This window comes from Paenibacillus tyrphae (genome assembly GCF_000722545.1).
Lineage (GTDB): Bacteria > Bacillota > Bacilli > Paenibacillales > NBRC-103111 > Paenibacillus_G > Paenibacillus_G tyrfis.
This window is the reverse complement of record NZ_JNVM01000008.1, coordinates 136504-155987: the sequence shown is the minus strand read 5'-3', so window position 1 is coordinate 155987 and position 19484 is coordinate 136504. Positions and strand designations below refer to the sequence as shown.

Annotated in this window: 17 protein-coding genes; 14 read left to right on the top strand and 3 right to left on the bottom strand. The window is 55.5% G+C overall.

Features of this window, described 5'->3' with window-relative positions:
• The first annotated feature begins 32 nt into the window (after window positions 1-32).
• From glgB to glgA, 4 genes are read left to right on the top strand one after another with little or no spacing between them, the layout of a single operon-like run.
• Complete coding sequence (gene glgB / locus ET33_RS10770) at window positions 33-1973, top strand: 1,4-alpha-glucan branching protein GlgB (protein WP_036680529.1); 1941 nt, start codon at window positions 33-35, stop codon at window positions 1971-1973.
• On the top strand, window positions 1966-3135 hold the full coding sequence (locus ET33_RS10765; RefSeq protein WP_036680528.1) for a glucose-1-phosphate adenylyltransferase: 1170 nt from the start codon (window positions 1966-1968) through the stop codon (window positions 3133-3135). Before glgB ends, ET33_RS10765 begins: the two co-directional genes overlap by 8 nt.
• Window positions 3136-3141: 6 nt before the next feature.
• Window positions 3142-4251, top strand: coding sequence for a glucose-1-phosphate adenylyltransferase subunit GlgD (gene glgD, locus ET33_RS10760; protein ID WP_036680526.1), 1110 nt, complete (start codon window positions 3142-3144; stop codon window positions 4249-4251).
• Window positions 4252-4293: 42 nt separating this feature from the next.
• The gene (glgA, locus tag ET33_RS10755; protein WP_036680524.1) at window positions 4294-5739 is read left to right on the top strand and encodes a glycogen synthase GlgA; all 1446 of its coding nucleotides are present in this window, start codon (window positions 4294-4296) and stop codon (window positions 5737-5739) included.
• A 79-nt stretch (window positions 5740-5818) separates the two neighbouring features.
• Here glgA and ET33_RS10750 read toward each other — a convergent pair whose 3' ends face one another.
• Entirely contained in the window at window positions 5819-6079 is a 261-nt protein-coding gene (locus tag ET33_RS10750) for a hypothetical protein (RefSeq protein WP_036680522.1), read from the bottom strand.
• Window positions 6080-6381: 302 nt separating this feature from the next.
• On the opposite strand from ET33_RS10750, the gene ET33_RS10745 reads away from it, so the two are divergent.
• A complete protein-coding gene (locus ET33_RS10745; protein ID WP_235206688.1) occupies window positions 6382-7773 on the top strand; it encodes an Nramp family divalent metal transporter in 1392 nt (463 codons plus the stop codon).
• 122 nt (window positions 7774-7895) lie between these two features.
• Window positions 7896-8573 carry an MOSC domain-containing protein gene (locus ET33_RS10740; RefSeq protein WP_036680519.1) on the top strand — a complete coding sequence of 226 codons (678 nt, stop codon included), beginning with the start codon at window positions 7896-7898 and terminating at the stop codon, window positions 8571-8573.
• 89 nt (window positions 8574-8662) lie between these two features.
• Here ET33_RS10740 and ET33_RS10735 read toward each other — a convergent pair whose 3' ends face one another.
• A complete protein-coding gene (locus ET33_RS10735; protein ID WP_036680517.1) occupies window positions 8663-9226 on the bottom strand; it encodes a nitroreductase family protein in 564 nt (187 codons plus the stop codon).
• 200 nt (window positions 9227-9426) lie between these two features.
• On the opposite strand from ET33_RS10735, the gene cls reads away from it, so the two are divergent.
• From cls to nagA, 4 genes are all read left to right on the top strand, one after another.
• Window positions 9427-10872: a cardiolipin synthase gene (gene cls / locus ET33_RS10730; protein WP_036680515.1), complete on the top strand. Its 1446-nt coding sequence runs from the start codon at window positions 9427-9429 to the stop codon at window positions 10870-10872.
• Window positions 10873-10946: 74 nt separating this feature from the next.
• Window positions 10947-11558: a C40 family peptidase gene (locus ET33_RS10725; RefSeq protein WP_051775248.1), complete on the top strand. Its 612-nt coding sequence runs from the start codon at window positions 10947-10949 to the stop codon at window positions 11556-11558.
• Window positions 11559-11698: 140 nt separating this feature from the next.
• Window positions 11699-12463 (top strand): class I SAM-dependent methyltransferase, encoded by a 765-nt coding sequence (locus ET33_RS10720; protein ID WP_051775247.1) that lies wholly within the window; start codon window positions 11699-11701, stop codon window positions 12461-12463.
• Window positions 12464-12557: 94 nt separating this feature from the next.
• A complete protein-coding gene (gene nagA, locus ET33_RS10715) occupies window positions 12558-13706 on the top strand; it encodes an N-acetylglucosamine-6-phosphate deacetylase (RefSeq protein ID WP_036680513.1) in 1149 nt (382 codons plus the stop codon).
• A gap of 28 nt (window positions 13707-13734) precedes the next feature.
• Here nagA and ET33_RS10710 read toward each other — a convergent pair whose 3' ends face one another.
• Entirely contained in the window at window positions 13735-14790 is a 1056-nt protein-coding gene (locus ET33_RS10710; protein ID WP_036680511.1) for a LacI family DNA-binding transcriptional regulator, read from the bottom strand.
• 240 nt (window positions 14791-15030) lie between these two features.
• Between ET33_RS10710 and ET33_RS10705 the strand changes: the two genes are divergently transcribed.
• From ET33_RS10705 to melA, 4 genes are read left to right on the top strand one after another with little or no spacing between them, the layout of a single operon-like run.
• Window positions 15031-16341, top strand: coding sequence for an ABC transporter substrate-binding protein (locus tag ET33_RS10705; protein ID WP_036680506.1), 1311 nt, complete (start codon window positions 15031-15033; stop codon window positions 16339-16341).
• Between the two features lie 17 nt (window positions 16342-16358).
• A complete protein-coding gene (locus ET33_RS10700) occupies window positions 16359-17297 on the top strand; it encodes a carbohydrate ABC transporter permease (RefSeq protein ID WP_036680503.1) in 939 nt (312 codons plus the stop codon).
• A gap of 16 nt (window positions 17298-17313) precedes the next feature.
• Window positions 17314-18138 (top strand): carbohydrate ABC transporter permease, encoded by an 825-nt coding sequence (locus tag ET33_RS10695; RefSeq protein ID WP_036680501.1) that lies wholly within the window; start codon window positions 17314-17316, stop codon window positions 18136-18138.
• A gap of 39 nt (window positions 18139-18177) precedes the next feature.
• Window positions 18178-19479: an alpha-galactosidase gene (gene melA, locus ET33_RS10690; RefSeq protein WP_036680498.1), complete on the top strand. Its 1302-nt coding sequence runs from the start codon at window positions 18178-18180 to the stop codon at window positions 19477-19479.
• Window positions 19480-19484: the final 5 nt, after the last annotated feature.

Sequence of the window (19484 nt, the reverse complement as noted above, 5' to 3'; positions counted from 1 at the left end):
CAATCATCGAAAAGGGGGATGAACGGAACGTGATGAGCTTGATCCCCGGTCCGGAGGACTTGTATCTGTTCCACGAAGGCAATTTATTCCGAAGCTACCGGATGCTTGGCGCCCATCTGGCCGAGTCAGGGGGGGGATGCGGCGTTCGCTTCGCCGTCTGGGCCCCTCACGCCCGCGAGGTCCGGGTGGTCGGCGACTTCAATTGCTGGGACGGCTCGGGTCACGCGATGCAAAAGGTAAGCACCTGGGGCGTCTGGTCGTTGTTCGTGCCCGGCGTCCGGGAAGGAGAGTACTACAAATACGAAATCGTCACCTCTACCGGAACGCTGCTGTATAAAGCCGATCCGTACGCGTTCTGGTCCGAGCTCAAGCCGGGAACGGCTTCGCGTATCTGCTCCTTGGACGGCTACGAATGGACCGACCGGGAATGGCAATCGCGCAAAACGTCCCAATCCGTCTACCGCTCCCCGTTAAACATCTATGAAGTGCATCTTGGCACCTGGAAAAAAAAGCCCGACGGTGCCTACTATTCCTACCGTGAACTCGCAAGCGAACTGGTCGATTACGTAAAAGAGATGGGGTACACCCATATCGAGCTGCTTCCGCTTGCCGAACATCCTTATGACCGGTCCTGGGGCTATCAGGCAACCGGCTATTATTCGGTCACCAGCCGCTTCGGCACGCCGAAAGATTTCATGTATTTCGTCGACTGCTGCCACCGGGCGGGGATCGGCATCATTATGGACTGGGTGCCGGGCCATTTCGTCAAGGACGAGCACGGTCTGCGGCAGTTCGACGGCCGGCCGCTTTATGAGCCCAGCGATCCCGCCTTAGCCGAGAAGCCCGAGTGGGGCACACTCGCCTTCGATTTTTCCAAGCCTGAAGTCGTCAGCTTCCTGATCTCGAACGCGATGTTCTGGATGGATGTGTACCATATTGACGGACTGCGCGTCGATGCGGTCGCGAGCCTCCTTTATCTGAATTTTGGCAAGCCGCGCGGGCAGTGGGTCAAGAACGTCAATGGGGGAGACGAGAATCCCGAAGCGATCGCTTTCCTGAAAAAATTGAACCGCACGGTATTCGCTTGTTACCCCGATGCGCTGATGATGGCCGAAGATTCGACCGCCTGGCCGCTTGTGACGACGCCGGTTGACGCCGGGGGCCTTGGGTTCAACTACAAGTGGAACATGGGATGGATGAACGACATGCTGAAGTACATGGAGACGGACCCGTATTTCCGTCCCGGAAGCCACGGGCTGCTGACGTTCAGCTTCATGTACGCCTTCTCCGAAAATTATGTGCTGCCGCTGTCGCACGACGAAGTGGTGCACGGCAAAAAATCGCTGCTCAACAAAATGCCCGGGGATTATTGGCGGAAGTTCGCGAATTTGCGGGTGCTCTTCGGCTATATGATGGGTCATCCGGGCAAAAAGCTGCTGTTCATGGGCGGCGAATTCGGACAGTTCGACGAATGGAAGGACCTGGAGGATCTGGATTGGGAGATGCTCGGCTACGACAGCCACCGCAGCACGCACCGGTATGTCCGGGACCTGAACCAACTGTATCTGCGCGAGCCGGCGCTATGGGAGCTGGACCATCAACCGGAGGGATTCGCCTGGATCGACCCACACGACCAGCGCCAGAGCGTGACGACGTTTATGCGCAGCTCCGGCAATCCGGAAGACGTGTTGGTGATCGCTTGCAACTTTACGCCCGTGTATCATGCGAAGTACCGGATCGGCGTCCCGTTCGCCGGAGAGTACGTGGAGCTGTTCAACAGCGACGCGGGCGAATACGGCGGCTCCGGCAAGCTGAACGAGGGCATACTTCGGACGGAAGACGTCCCGTGGCACGACCGGCAGGACAGCCTGCATATTTCGCTGCCTCCGCTGGCTGCCGTCATCTTCAAGCCTGTCAAAATCAAACGCAAGCGGACCAAGGCGACTACGAGGAGGGGGAAAGCCGATGCGTAAAAAAGAGTGTGTGGCGATGCTGCTGGCCGGCGGGGAAGGAAGGCGTCTGGGCGTTCTGACCAGCAAGCTGGCGAAGCCTGCGGTTCATTTTGGCGGAAAATACCGGATCATCGATTTTACCCTCAGCAACTGCACGAACTCGGGCATCGACACGGTCGGCGTCTTGACGCAGTACCAGCCGCTGGTGCTGAATACGTATATCGGAATCGGAACGCCGTGGGATTTGGACCGCAAGAGCGGCGGCGTGACGGTGCTGCCCCCTTATATGGAGCAGAGCGGCGGCGACTGGTACAAGGGAACGGCGAACGCGATCTACCGCAATATTTCGTTCGTCGAGCAGTATGATCCGGAGTACGTGCTGGTCATCTCCGGCGACCATATTTACAAGATGGATTACGACCGGATGCTCGATTTCCATAAAAGCAAAGCGGCCGACTGCACGATCGCCGTCATCGAAGTGAAGTGGGAGGAAGCGAGCCGCTTCGGCCTGATGAGCACGGATGACGAAAACCGGATTACCGAGTTCGCCGAAAAGCCGAAGGAGCCGAAGAGCAACCTGGCTTCGATGGGGATCTATATTTTCAATTGGCAGGCGCTCAAGGAATACTTGATCAAGGATGAGGCCGATCCCGAATCGAGCAAGGACTTCGGCAAAGACGTCATTCCGCTGATGCTGAGCGAAGGGCGGCCGCTCTTTGCGTATCCTTTTGAAGGCTATTGGAAGGATGTCGGGACGATTCAGAGCTTGTGGGAAGCCAATATGGACCTGCTGGAGGATGAGCCTGAATTCAACCTGAACGACCGGGAATGGCGTATTTATTCGGTCAATCCGTGCCAGCCCGGGCAGTACGTGGCCCCGACGGCGCAGGTGCGGCGGTCGCTGATCAACGAAGGCTGCTGCGTGTTCGGCGAGGTCGATCATTCCGTGCTGTTCTACGGCGTACAGGTCGGCGAGGGTACGGTCATCCGAGACTCCGTCATTATGCCGAACGTGACGATTGGTAGCAACGTGAGCATCCATAAGGCGATTATCGGCGAAGGAACGGTCGTGGAGGACGGGTGTGTCATCGGACAACCGGACGAGGACGGCGGCGGAGATATCGTATTGATCGGCAGCAACGAGTGTATCGGCAGGACCACTAGTGCCTCTGGGAAAGGGTGAAGCCGCATGAAGCGAATGATGGGCGTAATCAATCTTGTCAACGAGCGGGACGATTTGGAGGAGCTGACCTATTCCCGGTGTGTCGCATCGGTGCCGTTCGGCGCCAGGTACCGGCTGATCGATTTTACGTTGTCCAATATGGTGAACTCGGGCATCGAGAATGTCGCCGTATTCACGCAGCATAAGTACCGGTCCCTCATGGACCATCTTGGATCTGGAAAAGAGTGGGACTTAGACCGCAAGCGCGGCGGCTTGTTCATCCTGCCCGCCGTCCTTCACGGGGACATCGGACTGGCGCGGGGCGATCTGTTCCAGTTCTACAGCCACCGCGATTACTTTTACCGCGGCCGGCAGGATTATGTGATCATCTCGCGCAGCCACATCGTCTGCAATATCGACTACAATGCCGTGCTGGATTACCATTTGGAGAAGGGCGCCGACATCACGGTCGTCTATAAAAAGTCGGACAAAGACGAATGCGCCTCCTTCCGCCGGATGGCCGTCAAGGAAGACGGCAAAGTCACGCTGATCGAAGACCATTCGGGACGGCTGCGCACCGATAACGTGTCGATGGAAATGTACGTCATGAGCAAGGAATTGCTGCTCGATATGGTCGAATCGTGCCTCGCCCAAGGGTACGATCATCTCGTCCGCGACGGGATTATGAAGAACGTCGACAAACTGGGCGTTTACGGCTACCTTCACGAAGGCCATACTGGCATAGTAAATACGATCCAAAGCTACTACAAGCACAGCATGCAATTGCTCAATCCGAAACTATGGCGCGAGCTGTTCTTCCAGAAGAACCTGATCTACACGAAGGTCAAGGACGAACCGCCGGCCCGCTACGCCGAGAACGCCCATGCCCGCAACGCGCTGATCGCCAACGGCTGCATCATCGAAGGCAAGGTGGAGAACAGCATCTTGTTCCGCGGGGTCAAAATCCGCAAGGGTGCATACGTCAAAAACAGCATCATTCTGCAAAACTGCGAGATCGAAGAAAATGTCATTATCGAGAACGCGATCTTGGACAAAGACGTGTTTATCAGCCGCGGCCGCGTGCTGACCGGCGATAAGCAGGCGCCGTTTATCGCTTCGAAGACGAAGGTGATTTAGGTTTGTTGCTTCACCGGATTTTAAAAGGAGGGAGAGGAAGCCATGAAAGTGTTATTTGCCGCGTCAGAAGCCGTACCTTTTGTCAAGACGGGGGGACTTGCCGATGTCATCGGCTCGCTGCCTAAGGAGCTGGCGAAGCAGGAGATTGACGTCCGGGTCATCCTGCCCAAGTACGAGGACATTCCGGCACGTTTCACGGAGCAGATGGAAACCGTCGCTTCCTTTACTCTCCAAATGGGCTGGAGAAGCTTATACTGCGGTATCCAGAAGCTGGAGCATGAGGGTATTACGTTTTACTTTGTCGACAACGAATATTACTTCCGGCGCAAGGGCTGTTACGGCTACGGTGACGATGCGGAACGGTTCGCCTTTTACTGCCGCGCCGTGCTTGACGCTTTGTCGCATATCGATTATATGCCGGACCTGCTGCACTGCCACGACTGGCAGGCGGGCATGATTCCGGTGCTGTACAGGGCGCATTTCAGCCATCAGCCGCTGTACTTCCATCTCAAAACGATCGTTACGATCCATAACCTGAAATACCAGGGCGTCTTCGGTAAAGAGCAGTTTCAGGACTTTTTTGCTCTGGGCGAAGAGCATCTGCACGGGTATGCGCTGGAAATGTACGGCGGGGCGAGCTTCCTGAAGGGCGGTCTGCTGTACTCGGATTATATTACGACCGTCAGCCCGACGTATGCGGAAGAAATTCAGACGCCGTATTACGGGGAACATCTCGACGGGCTGCTGCGCAGCCAAAACGGCCGGCTGCAAGGCATTTTGAACGGGATCGATTACGAGGAGTTCGACCCGATGACGGACCCGCATCTGGAGGTCAACTACCGGGATTCATACGCGAAAAAGCAGGAGAACAAGCTGAAGCTGCAGGAGCGCTTGGGCCTACCGACCGACAAGGACGTGCCGTTGATCGCGCTGGTGACGCGTCTGGTCGACCAGAAGGGGCTGGCGCTCATCGACCGGGTGATCGCCGAACTGATGGCGCTTGATGCGCAGTGGGTCGTGCTGGGTACCGGAGAGCCGCGGTTCGAGGAGCTGTTCCGCGGGGCCGCTGGTGCATTTTCGAACAAGCTGTCGGCGCAAATTTTATTCGACGAAGCGCTGGCCCGCCAAATTTATGCCGGGTCGGATCTGTTCTTGATGCCTTCATTGTTCGAGCCGTGCGGGATCGGCCAGTTGATTGCGATGCGGTACCGCTCCGTCCCGATCGTCCGCGAGACCGGCGGGCTTCGGGATACCGTGACGCCTTATAACGAAACGACCGGGGAAGGGACCGGCTTCAGTTTTACGAATTATAACGCCCATGACATGCTGTTCACAATCGAACGCGCCGTCCAGTTATATCGGGAGCCGGAAGTGTGGACGAACTTGATGAACAACATCAAGAAAAAAGATTTCAGCTGGCACAGGTCGGCTCAGCAATATGCCGACTTGTACCGGCAATTGGTGGTTGAGTCCGGGATTGGGCAGTGAACGAACCAGCAGCTTCAGCCAAATGGAGCGAAAGCCGGGAGCGCCTTGCATGTGCGCGTACCCGGCCTTCTTTTTTAGATTAGGCGCCGTCAGGCCCCTCTTCATAGTACATGGTCTCCTGGTTAAAGGAGCGGTTAATCGCCAGAAAGGCGTGCAGCAGTTCGAAGAGCTCGGCTTGGTTCAGCACCAACGCCGGCCTGCCTTCCGACCCTGCCGAGTCCGAAACCTGGAACAGGATCGACTTGTACGTCGGATTCATCCGAATCTCGAACTGATCTTTTTTTAGCACGCTTTCCCACATCGTCTCATCCAACCCTTTCGCTTTCGATGGTCGCTCCACGAATGGAACGCTGTTTCCTACGATATGCGCCTTTCTGCGGATGTATTCCCGCTAGATTCTCAGTCAAGGTTTTATTCCTGCAGCGCCTCCAAAAAATAATTCTTGACGAAAACGAATAGATGAGTAAAATTTTTAGTATAGAATTATTTTAATCTGAATAGTATTTTCTACGACTAATTTTTTTACCCCAAAAGTTGCACTAGGACAACAAATTTAACCCGGGACATAAATGTTAGATAATGACATCATTTTTTGACTGGGGCATCTTGTTGCTGGAATATATACAGATAGAGGTGTAGAACATGAATGAAGAACTGGGAGTACAAACGAGAATCGAACAAAGCCCGAGAGCCAAAAGACAAGAGCGTACAGAAAACGAGAGTGGTTGGAGATTGGAAAGAACGCAGCATTCGCTGCCGGAAGTATACCGCTCTTTGAAAATCCCGAAGAGCGGAAGCTGGATCAAAAAGTTTCTGGCTTTTGCCGGACCCGGTTATTTGGTTGCCGTAGGGTATATGGACCCGGGGAACTGGGCTACGTCTATTGCCGGGGGCTCCGTATTTGGCTACTCGCTGTTATCGGTTATTCTGATTTCGAATCTGATGGCGGTTCTGCTGCAGGCCCTTGCCGGGAAGCTCGGAATCGTCACCGGCCGGGATCTTGCTCAAGCGTGCCGCGACCACTATAGCAAGCCGGTCTCGATGATGCTGTGGGTGCTGTGCGAGCTGGCCATAGCCGCGTGCGATCTGGCCGAGGTCATCGGCTCCGCCATTGCGCTGCAGCTGCTGTTCGGCATTCCGCTGCTGTACGGGGTCATGATCACCGTGCTGGACGTGCTGCTTGTGCTGCTGCTGCAAAACAAAGGCTTCCGTTACATCGAAACGTTGGTCATCGTGCTGATCGTGACGATCGGCGCCTGCTTCGCGGTCGAAATCTTTTTGTCCAAGCCGGACATCGGCGGTATCGCCTTGGGATTCGTTCCGACAACGCAGATTGTCACCAATCCGGCCATGCTTTATATTGCCATCGGTATTTTGGGCGCGACCGTTATGCCGCATAACCTGTACCTTCATTCGTCGATTGTTCAAACGCGGCAATTCGAGCAGACGACGGCCGGTAAGCGGCAGGCGATCAAATACGCCACCTGGGATTCGAGCATCGCTTTGTTTTTCGCGCTATTCATTAATGCCGCGATTCTGATATTGTCGGCTGCGACATTTCACCGGGCGGGCTTAACCGAAGTGGCGGAAATCAACGACGCTTATCAACTGCTGACGCCGCTGCTGGGAACCGCCGTCGGAAGCATTTTATTCGGCGTAGCGCTTCTGGCCTCCGGACAAAACTCGACATTAACCGGGACGCTGGCCGGACAGATCGTTATGGAAGGCTTTCTCAACTTCCGGATGCCTTCGTGGCTGCGCCGGCTGATCACACGGCTGATTGCGATCATCCCTGCCGTCATCGTTACGGCTATCGCGGGAGAAAGCGGGACGGCGAAGCTGCTCATTCTCAGCCAGGTCATCTTATCTTTCCAACTGTCGTTCGCCGTCATCCCTCTCGTTAAATTTACGAGCGATAAGAAAAAAATGGGCGAATTCGTCAATGCCCGGTGGCTGACGGTCTTGTCTTGGAGTGTCGCCATCTTTATTCTCGCATTGAATGTTTACCTGCTCTATGCTACGTTCACAGAGTAACCGTCTGGGAAAGAAATGGGAACATTTTACATTACGCTCCGATGGGTTCTTTTATACCGGCGTATTTTCCTGTATAGTGGAATGAACAATGCAATTTTCGACGGCAGGAGCTGGAATAAAGGATGATCAAGATTGTTTCTCTCAATGTAGGTAAACCGCAACCCGTTCCGTTTGAGAAAAAGGAAGTGTCCACGGGCATTTACAAGCATCCCGTCAAGGGTGAGGTATTCCTGTCTTCCTTGAATTTCGACGGGGATGGGCAGGCGGATCTTGTACATCACGGCGGCAAAGACAAAGCGGTGTGCGTCTATCCCTACGAGCATTATGCTTATTGGGTCAAGCAGCTCGGAAGAGAGCTGCAGTACGGTGCATTCGGAGAAAATTTGACGACGCAGGGTTTGTTGGAAGACGATGTCTGTATCGGGGATACATTTCAGGTGGGCGGCGCCATACTGCAGGTTAGCCAGCCGCGGCAGCCTTGCTTCAAGCTGTCGGTCAAATACGGCGTACCCGAGCTGCCGCTCTGGGTGCAGAACACCGGCTATACCGGCTATTACTTCCGGGTGCTGCAGGAAGGGAAGGTCGCTGCAGGAGACGAGCTAATCTTGCTGGAGCGTCATCCGCACGGCAGAACGCTTACGTTCGCCAACCGCATTATGCATCATGAGAAGCAAAATGCAGAAGGAATGCGCGCCATGCTGGCCGTTGACCAGCTGTCCGACAGCTGGCGCAAAACGTTCGAGAAACGGCTAGGTGGCATCGAAACCGATACGAAGGAACGGTTGACTGGTCAAGCCTAAGGAGCCGGGTCTGGCGGCTTCGGCTTTATGAAAAAAGGACGTGTCCACATGTTATAAAAGCATGGGGTACGTCCTTTTTGCGATTCAGATTACAGCCACGTGGTTTTTTCTGTGAACGGCGTTCGTTTCGTCGGCGCAGCTTCGCCTTCAGGGTAGCCTACGCAAAGCGTGGCTATGATTTTTTGCCCTTCCGTCGCGCCCACAAAACGGTGAAGCCGTTCGTCCCGGACCAAGCCGACGCCGCGGGTTCTCCAAACCATTCCAAGGCCAAGCTCGCCGGCCGCCAGCCACATGGAATGGATGGCGCAGGCAACGGCGTATTCGTTGTCCTCGGACGCTTCCGCATCGCCCGGCACGACATCCGATGCGACAACGATAAGAAGCGGCGTGTTCCGGACTGCCGTCATGGAAGCTTCGATCAGCTCCGGCTTCGTAGGAAACCGCTCCTGCAGGAAGGCAAGCGCCAGCTCCGTGTAGCGCTCCTTGGCCTCACCGCGCACCACATAGAAGTGCCACGGCTCCCGAAGCCGGTCGTTTGGCGCCGAAGTCGCAGCCTCCAGCAGCTTTTCGATCTTGTTCGTTTCGACTTCGCGGGCTTGAAAATTGCGCACGGCTCTACGGCGGCGCAGTGCTTCTGTAATCGTATTATTCATGAGTTCCGCTCCTCCAAACCGTCCGATATAATGATGAAATGAATGAAGTTTGACAATGATGATCAACGCTTATTGTATGCTTTTTCCGGTATGTTTTCAATCCGCAGCTACGGCTCTACCCGGTTGCCCCGGTTAAGGTCCAATGCTACAATGAAAGGACCATAAGGTCCGTTGGGCAGTGAAAAAAGGTGGCTGGCAGCTTGAACATCTTCGGAAATTTGTACTTTGTACTTTCGTTTATCAACATCATGTTTGCATTTGCCGTCATCTTCCTGGAGCGACGAAATATCGGGGTCACGTGGGCGTGGCTGATGGTCCTGCTGTTTTTGCCGGGGATCGGATTCGTCGCCTATTTGCTGTTCGGGCAAAACCTCAGCAAGCGCAAAATTTATAAAGCGCAGGAAGCGCAGCTGCACAACATGGCGCTGCTGGTCGAGAAGCAGATTGAAGCGGTCGCCATGCGCCGGATCGAATACCACGATCCGGTCATGGAAGATTACCATGATATGATCTATATGAATTTGCAGAACGGATACGCCTTCTTTACGCAAGATAACCGGATCGATATTTTTACGGAAGGCAACCGCAAATTCGACTCGCTCTTCGAGACGATCGCCGGGGCGAAGCATCACATTCATTTGATGTACTACATCGTTCGGGACGACAGATTGGGCCGGAGGCTGATCGCCGCGCTTAGCGAAAAGGCGAAGGAAGGCGTACAGGTCCGTTTTTTATACGACGATATCGGGTGCGCGGGACTATCCAAGCATTTCTTCCGACCGCTTCTGGCGGCGGGCGGGCAGGCGTCCGCCTTTTTTCCGTCCCGCATTCCGTATGTGAACATGCGGCTGAACTTCCGGAATCACCGGAAGCTGGCGATCATCGACGGAACGTGCGGATACATCGGTGGGTTTAACGTGGGGGACGAGTATCTGGGGTTGGACTCGCGCTTCGGTCCGTGGCGGGATACGCATCTGCGAATCGAAGGCAGCTCCGTGCTTCAGATGCAGGCGCAGTTCATTATGGATTGGAATCTGGCTTCGCGAATCAAGTTGAACCCGATCGAGGAGTATTTCCCGCTGCCGATTCACGAGGGGCACGCAGGGGTGCAAATTTTGTCGAGCGGGCCCAACAACGACCGGGAACAGATCAAAAATGCCTATATTAAAGTGATCAACTCCGCCAAGGCGTCCGTTTATTTGCAGACGCCGTATTTCATTCCCGATGAAAGTCTGCTGAATGCGTTGAAGATGGCCGCGTTGTCCGGGGTCGACATCAAAATTATGCTTCCTGCCGTACCCGATCATAAAATCGTATATTGGGCGTCGTTCTCGTATTTGGGCGATCTGCTCGATGTCGGCGTCAAGTGCTACTTGTATCACCGGGGCTTCATTCATGCCAAGACGATCGTAGCCGACGGCAAGGTCGGGTCCGTCGGAACGGCCAATATCGATATCCGCAGCTTCAAGCTCAATTTTGAAGTCAATGCTTTAATCTACGGAGGAAATACCGTGTCCAAGCTGAAAAAAATATTCGAGCACGATCTGAAGCACTGCACGGAATTGACGCTGGAGCGCTATTACAGCCGTCCGCGTTTTCACCGCGCGCGCGAGTCGGTCACCCGACTGCTGTCGCCGATTTTATAGATCGCGGATCCGCCATCAATTCCCACGCATAGCCTTGCCTCTCTATTTTCACAATAGGGAGGAGGAGGGATTGCATGGGCAAATCGTGGCAGAGCATCGTATGGACGCTATCCGTCCTGCTGTTCGTTGCAGGAGCGGCTGCTTCCTGCAGCCAACCGCAGCCGAAAAGCCGGATCAACTCGAATGTGCCGGGTGAAAAAGCGGCCTTGCCGCCCACGCCCGACAGCAGCGTGCGCATGAAGGAAGCCGGCGGCGCCAAATCGTGGCGTACAACGGCCGATGCCATTATCGCGGAAGGCGTTAAGTATATGGGGACTCCATACGTCTACGGGGCGGAACGGTTTGAGGACAAGGCGTTCGATTGCTCGTCCTACGTTCAATATTTGTACGGTCACCATGGGGTCTCACTAGGCTATAACGCCAGAGAGCAAGCGGTCCAAGGAAAAGATACTACGTTCATGAACATGCGGCGGGGCGACTTGATGTTTTTCTCGGACGAAGATTTTCCGAATGAAACGGGTCTCAATAAAGTCCGGCATGTGGGGATCTATATGGGGGAAGGAAAAATTCTTCATACGTACCAGCCCGGGATCGGCGTAGTGATCAGCAATATTCATAAGGACGAGAAAGAAGGAGAGTACTGGTTCCAGCATTTCTTGCTCGCACGGCGGGTTATTCCGGATTGAAATTAGGAGAATATTTTTATTTTTGTTGAAAAAAATGAAGTTTTGCTCCATAATGAATAGCGAAGCCCGTCGGACGCTTTGGCGTTGCGGCGGTGCAGCGCTATTTTTTTGTTTCCTAACCAAACACGGGGGTGAAAAAGGTGATTCAACCTGCTCTAACCGAATTCGAATACTATTTGAATGAGACCGATCAACCGTTTGCCGGATGGGATTTCTCGCGTCTTACCGATACGGGAAGAATGCGGGAGTTTCCGCTTCGCTGGAATTATTACGTTCACGTCCGGGAACGGCTGTCCGCCGTCCGGTCGCTGCTGGACATGGGCACGGGTGGAGGCGAGTTTCTTGCTTCGCTCGCGCCGCTTCCGGCGGATACCGTGGCGACCGAAGGCTACGAGCCGAATATCGCGGTTGCCGCAGAACGGCTGAAGCCGCTGGGCGTACCGGTCGTGCCGGTGAAAGACGACGAGCGTCTTGCTCTGGAGGATGCCCGGTTTGAACTGGTCATTAACCGTCACGAATCGTTCGCTCCGCAGGAAATCGCCCGCATCCTGAAGCCGGGCGGCACTTTCCTTACGCAGCAGGTCGGCGGGGACAACGATCGTGAAATTAACGATTGGCTCGGCGCACCGCCGTTCGAGCTTGCCGATTGGCGCCTTGAAGTGGCGGCGGAGGGGCTGGAGCGTGCCGGACTGCGGGTCATATCTCGCGACGAAGAACGCACGAAGACAAGATTCTACGATATCGGAGCCATCATTTATTATCTGCAGGCGATCCCGTGGCAGATTCCGGATTTCTCCGTACGGAAGTATGAGGCCGCCCTGAGAGAAATACATGCCCATATTCGCAAGCACGGCTATATCGACACGACGTGCAGCCGGTTTATTTTGACGGCTATCAAGCCGTAAGTGCTCGTATCGAAAACGGAAGCTTCCGCTCGATGCGGGACTCCCGGTCATTGCCATGATTTGAATCCCATTATACTTGGAGGTCGTACATCCCATGACAAACAATTGGATAACGAATGTTCGAGTCGCGCTTGTCGATCAAGTGCTGCCGCTGGCTTCTGTGCTCGTAGAGAACGGGCGGATCGCAGCGGTGAAGGAAGGGGGGCATGAGGGTCCGAACGTCATCGACGGCCAAGGCGGACTGCTGATCCCCGGGATGATCGACGTCCACATCCACGGAGCGGACGGGCTCGACATGATGGACGGCACGCCCGAAAGCATCGAAGCGGTGTCCCGCGCCTGCGTGCGGACCGGCTGCACTTCGTTCCTGGCGACTTCGGTCAGTTCGACGATCGAGCAGCTTCTGGCGATGATCGAGTGCGTGCGGCGTGTGGCCGGGCATGAACCCGGAGCGCGAATAGTCGGAATTCATATGGAAGGTCCTTATCTGCATCCGAAGCGGAAGGGAATGCAGAACGAGCGTTACCTGAGGCACCCCGATCTCGCGGAAATGGAGGAGATCCTCCGGCAGACGGGCGATCTGATGAAGATGGTGACGCTGGCTCCCGAGCTTCCCGGCGGAAAAGAGCTCGTGGCCTATTTGGTTGCCAAAGGAATCATCGTTGCTCTAGCGCACTCCGACGCGACTTACGAAGAAGCGAAAGAAGCGTTCGCGCTGGGCGCCAGCCACATGACGCACTGCTTCAACGGGATGCGGCCGATTCATCACCGGGAGCCCGGTCTCATCGTCGCGGCGCTTGAGGACGAACGCGTCAGCTTGCAAGCGATCGTCGATGGCGTCCATCTGCATCCGGCTATCGTCCGGCTCACGCACCGAGTGAAAGGCCCGGAAGGCATGGTGCTCATTACCGATGCGCTGCAAGCGATGGGGCTTGGCGACGGAACGTACCTGTTTGGCGGCCATCAGGTGGAAGTGAAGGACGGCGTCGCCCGGCTCCAGGACGGCTCACTTGCCTCCAGCACGGTCACGATGAACTTGGCGCTTCGCCAGACGGTAGAGCTGGGCATCCCGCTGCATGAAGCCGTCGCCATGGCTTCGACGACGCCGGCCCGCATTCTCGGCTTGACCGGCAAGGGGCGGATCGAGCCGGGCGCCGATGCCGATATCGTGCTGCTGGACGCGGACTATAACGTCCGGTGGACGATGATCGAAGGCGAATTCGTGTACGGCCAAACGATATAAAACGAAAAAGGACAGACCGAGCGGAAGTTCACTCGGCTGTCCTTTTGTTGTTGTGGGCGGCTTCTCCCGGCAGTATCCATTCGCTCGATTGGCGGAACATCGGCTCGAACGGCACCAAAATTTTGATCGGCAGCGGGTACGGATCGCGGATGCATTGCAGCATCGTTTTTGCGGCAACAACGCCGATCTCGTACGTCGGAATATGGATCGTGGATAGCGGCGGAATCGTGTAGCGTGATGGCTCGTTATCGTCGAAGCCGACGATGGCGAACTCGCTCGGAATGCGGTAGCCCTTCTCGGCAATCGCCCGCATCGCCGCCATGGCCATAATGTCACTTGCGGCAAAAACCGCCGTCGGCAAATCTTCGACGTGCTTGTCCAAATACCGCAGCATGAGCTGATACGCATTGTTCGGCTCCCATCCGGCGTCGATAATCCGCTGCGCCCGGATCGGCAGCCCCGCCTGCTCCAAAGCCGTCCGGTACCCCCGGTAGCGCTTCTCCTTCTCGAATTTGCCGGAGCGTCCGGTGCCCCCGATAAACAAAATGTCGCGGTGGCCTTGCTCGATCAGATGATGGACGGCCTGCCGCGCCGCTTCCACCCGGTCGTACGATATCGTTGGAATGTCGGGGTCCGACACGTCGATACCGACGATATTGCGCATGTGCTTTTTCAGATGGTTGTATAATTTGGTCTCGATGCCCTCGATGACGATCAAGCCCTCGACCTGGCTGTCCTGAACGGCATGCTTCAGAATTTCCGGCTTTTTCAGCTCTTCCTGCGTATAGGTGAAGGCGATTTTATAGCCGTGCTTGGCCAGCTCCTTCTCGATGCCGTCGCAAATGACCGAGAAGTAAGGGTGATAGTGGCGGTTCTGAAGCGTCGACACGATACAGCCAATGCCCCGTACGGCTCTGCCGTCGTCGCCGGACGATTTGATCTGATAGCCGAGCTCCCGGGCGACGTCCCATATTTTTTGTTTGGTTGCGGTATTCACGGTCCGGTTGGCGTCGTTGGCCAAGACGCGGGACACCGTGGAGACGGACACGCCGACGCGGTCCGCGATATCTTTCAGTGTTGGCATAACGTAACCCCGCTTCGTATCGGATAATGAGAAAATTTGCCGCAAATTCTACTCTTCATGTTACGCAAAACGACGCGTCAGGTCAACTGAAATGATCACTGCAAAACGAAATATATTTTTGCAGTAATTGCCGCAAATAACTGAAAAATAATTGTTGACTTTGCGCAATGAAAGCGGTACATTTTGGATAGGCAATCGATTCCAATCTACGATGACGATCTACGAGAAAGGGGAACTCGAATGAAAGGTGCACAACGATTGACGAAGGCATCGCTTTTTGCCGCTTTGGGCTTATCCGTTGCACTATCCGGCTGCTCGCAAGAGCCGGCGTCCGGTGCAGCTGACGGTAATGCGGGCGGAGGAAACGGCCAAAAGGTGAAGCTGGTGTTTTGGAGCCATCAGGCGGACGCATTCAACGATAATTATAAGAAGCTGATTGACAGCTATATGAAAGCGCACCCAAATGTGGAAATCAGCTATCAAAGCTTTCCTTACGACGTCTATAACCAAAAGCTGAAAGCGTCGTTCTCCGCGCAAAATCCGCCGGACATCGCCGAGGCGTTCGGCACGTGGGTGCCGGAATATTCCAAGAACGGCCTTCTATCGGAGGTGCCGGGCGGTGTGGAGGCCGGCAAAGCGTACTACGAGGCTCCGCTGGGCGGGTTTAGGTGGGACGGCAAGCTGTACGGGCTTCCGCTCGAATTCAATATCGAGAACGGCGGCATGCTGACGCATCCCAAAATGTTTAGCGACAAAGGACTCGCTTATCCGCCGAAGACATGGGCGGAGCTGGTCGACAGCGCCAAGGCTTTGACGGTGCGCGACGGCAGCGGGATGAAGGTAAAAGGCTTCGATTTCATCTCGGGGGACAACATTACGTTTACGTTCCTGTCGATGATTTTGCAGCAGAACGGCAAGTACTGGGGCAGCGACGGCCATGTCAATTTCCAGACGCCCGAGGCGGTCAAGGCGATGACGACACTCAAGGATTTGGTTGTGCGGGATCAAGTGACCGATCTGACAGCCTTCGGGGGACAGCTCGATTCGTCCGACTACTTCTTCAAGGGCGGGGCGGCGATGACCTACCGGGGACCATGGACGATTGCCGCCGGTCTCGACAATTACAAGGCAAAAGATTTCGAATACGTGCCGGTGCCGTCCTTTACCGACAATCCGCCATCCTTTGCGGCCGAGTCCGGGTGGGGCCTGGTTGTCTCGAAGAAGAGCAAGGCGTCCAAGGAAGCGTGGGATTTCATTCAATTCCTCTCGTCGAAAGAAAATCTGAAAGCGTGGAACCTCGGCACCTTTACGGTACCGGCCAAGAAGGAGGTCGCGGAAGACCCGGAGTTCGTAAGCAAAAACCCGTTCATGAGGACATCCGTCGGCTTGCTGCCGCACGGGCAATGGATCGGCCTCATCTGGGACCGCGACTATTTCTTTAAGCAAATCAACGATCATTTCCAGCTCATGGTGAGCGGGAAGGAAACGGTGGAGAACGGATTGAAAGCGATCGAGAAGGCTGTCAACGATAGTCAAGATCAACACAAGTAAACCGGGAGTGTTAAGGGATGGAAAACAGCTCTAGTATACCTAGCAAGCCCGGCGGCAAAGCGCTCCGGAGCAGCGCAGCCGCCCAATACCGCAAGGAAAAACGGTTCGCGTTCGTATCTTTGACGCCGATTCTGCTGCTGTTCGGCCTGTTCGCCTTCGCTCCGATCGCCTGGAGCCTGATCTTATCGTTCTACAAATTCAGCCCGCTGGCGGACCAATCGCCGTTTGTCGGATTGGACAATTATGTCCGGCTGTTTCACGACGCCCTCTTTTTGAAGGCGCTGTGGGTGACGTTCAAGTTCGTCGCGTTCACGGTCGTCGTCAACATTGTCATTACGCTGCTGATTGCACTCGGGATTCACCGGGTCCGGTCGCGGCGGCTGCGCAGCGTGTTCCGCACCGTCTTTTTTCTGCCCGCGATCGCGCCACTGTCCGGGTCGGCCGTCGTCTGGGGGACGATGTTCAGCGATCAAGGCCTGTTCAATCTGGTGCTGAGCAAGCTGCACATCCCGCCGGTGCATTGGCTGAGCGATCCGAACTATGCGCTGCTGTCGGTCATTGTCATGACACTATGGGCGGACATCGGTTACAATATCGTGCTGTTCATCGCCGGGCTCGATTCGATCCCCGACATGTACTACGAAGCGGCAACACTCGACGGCGCGAGCCGGTGGCACATGTTTCGGCATATCACGCTGCCGCTGTTGAGCCGCTCGACACTGTTCGTAACGGTCACGACCGTCGTCTCGTATTTCCAGGCGTTCCCTCAATTCCAGGTTATGACCAAGGGGGAGCCGTTCAACGAAACCCGGGTGCTGGCGCTGAACATTTACGATCAAGCGTTCGGCAACTCGAATATGGGCTACGCTTCGGCGATGGCGGCGGTGTTTCTGCTTATTATTTTGCTGGTGACACTGCTGCAGCTCCGATGGGGGCGGTCCCAATGGGAGCATTGAGAGGAGGCTGCGGAACATGAAAACGAAAACGACCCTATTCGACGGCGTGCTGATCGCGGTTTTAACCGTGGCCGCCTGCATCATGCTGCTTCCATACCTGTGGATGGTGCTCTCGTCGCTCAAAAGCAACATGGAAATCATCTCCGCGACGCCGACGCTGCTGCCCGAGCAGCCGAGCTTCGCCGGGTATGAGACGGTATTCCGGGAGGCGCCGTTCTGGAGATGGCTGGCGAACAGCGCGGTCACTTCGGTTCTGGTCACGGCCGCTACGCTGTTCACGAGCGCGCTCGCCGGTTATATTTTCGCCAAGTACGAATTTCCGGGGAAAAAGGTGCTGTTCGTTCTTGTGCTCGGCACGATGATGATTCCGTTCCAGGTCATTATGATCCCGACATATCTGATCGTCTCCAAGCTGGGATTGATCAACCATCTGGCGGCAGTCATCCTGCCGAATCTGGTCAGCTCGTACGGCGTTTTTCTGGCGAAGCAGTTTATCGAGGATATTCCGAAGGATCTGATGGAGGCGGCCCGGATCGACGGAGCGGGCGAGCTGAAGGTGATGTGGCGGATCATTACGCCGCTGATTATGCCGATGCTGTCGGCGCTTGGAATTTTTACGTTCATGGCGTCGTGGAACAATTATTTGTGGCCGCTGATCGTGCTCAACGATACGGACAACATGACGGTGCCGCTCGCGCTGGTCTTTTTCAACGGGGCGCATACGGTCAACTACAATGTGGTCATGTCCGCCGCCGTGTTGATTACGGTTCCGGTCATTATCGTGTTCCTGATTTTCCAGAAGCAGTTCATTAAGGGTCTGACGATGACGGGGATGAAGTGAGTTTTACAGAAGTAAACAAAAGGACGGGAGAAGAGAGCGATGACAAAAATTGCGATTATTGGGGCTGGCAGTGCGTTTACCCGCGAGATTGTGATGGATATTTTTTGTATTCCCGGCTTGGACGAGGGCATCATCGCCTTGGTCGATATCGATCCGGCCCGGCTCGCTATTGCGCGCGGATTGGTCGAGCGCATTGTTGAGATGACCGGCAAACGCTGGCAGGTGCTGGCGTCGACGGACCGCCGCGAGGTGCTGGCCGGCTCGAATTTTGTAATTAACCAGATCGAGGTCGTCGGACTGGAGACGGTCAAGTACGAATTCGAAATTCCGCTAAAATACGGCGTAAAGCAGTGCATCGGCGATACGCTGGGCCCGGGCGGCTTGTTCAAAACGCTGCGCACGCTGCCGAGCTGGATCGAGATCGTCCGGGATGTGGAGGAGCTGTGCCCGGATACGATCATTCTGAACTACACGAATCCGATGTCGGCGGTAACGCTGCTTACGTCGCGCATTACGGATATTCCGGTCGTCGGGCTGTGCCATTCGATTCAGAACTCGTCGCGCCAGCTTGCGAAGTACGCGGGCGTTCCTTACGAGGAATTGAAGTGGAGAGCGGGCGGCATCAACCATATGTCCTGGTTCGTCGAATTGACGCATCAAGGGAAGGACTTGTATCCGGTGCTGCTGGACAAAATTCAGGACCCGGAGCTGCTGCGCAAAGACCCGGTCCGTTTCGACGCCATGAAGTACCTCGGGGCGTTCGTCTCCGAATCGAGCGGCCATTTCTCGGAATACATTCCGTATTACCGCAAAAGACAGGATTTGATCGACCAGCACTGCAGTACGGGGTATAACGGAGCCACCGGCTTTTATGCGAACAACTGGCCGATCTGGCGGAAGAAGAACGACGAGGAAATTTTGCAGCAGCTGTCGGGCGAGCTTCCGCTTGAAATGAAGTCGAGCCACGAGTACGCCGCCGTCATCATCGAGGCGATGGTGAAGAACGAACCGAAGGTCATTTACGGCAACGTCGTCAATCAAGGGCTGATCTCGAACCTGCCGCAGGATGGCGTCGTCGAAGTCGCCTGCATGGTGGACCGCAACGGCGTGAATCCGTGCCGCTTCGGATGGCTGCCGGAGCATTTGGCCGCTTTGTGCCGCAGCAACATGGCATTCTTCGAGCTGGCCGTATCGGCCGTGCTGGAGCGGGACAAGGACATGGCGCTGCACGCACTGATGGTCGATCCGCTTACCTCCGCCGTCTGCTCGCTTGCCGAGATCAAGGCGATGTTCGAGGAGCTGTATGAAGCGGAACGCGCGTTCGTGCCGGAGCTGAAGTAGAAAAA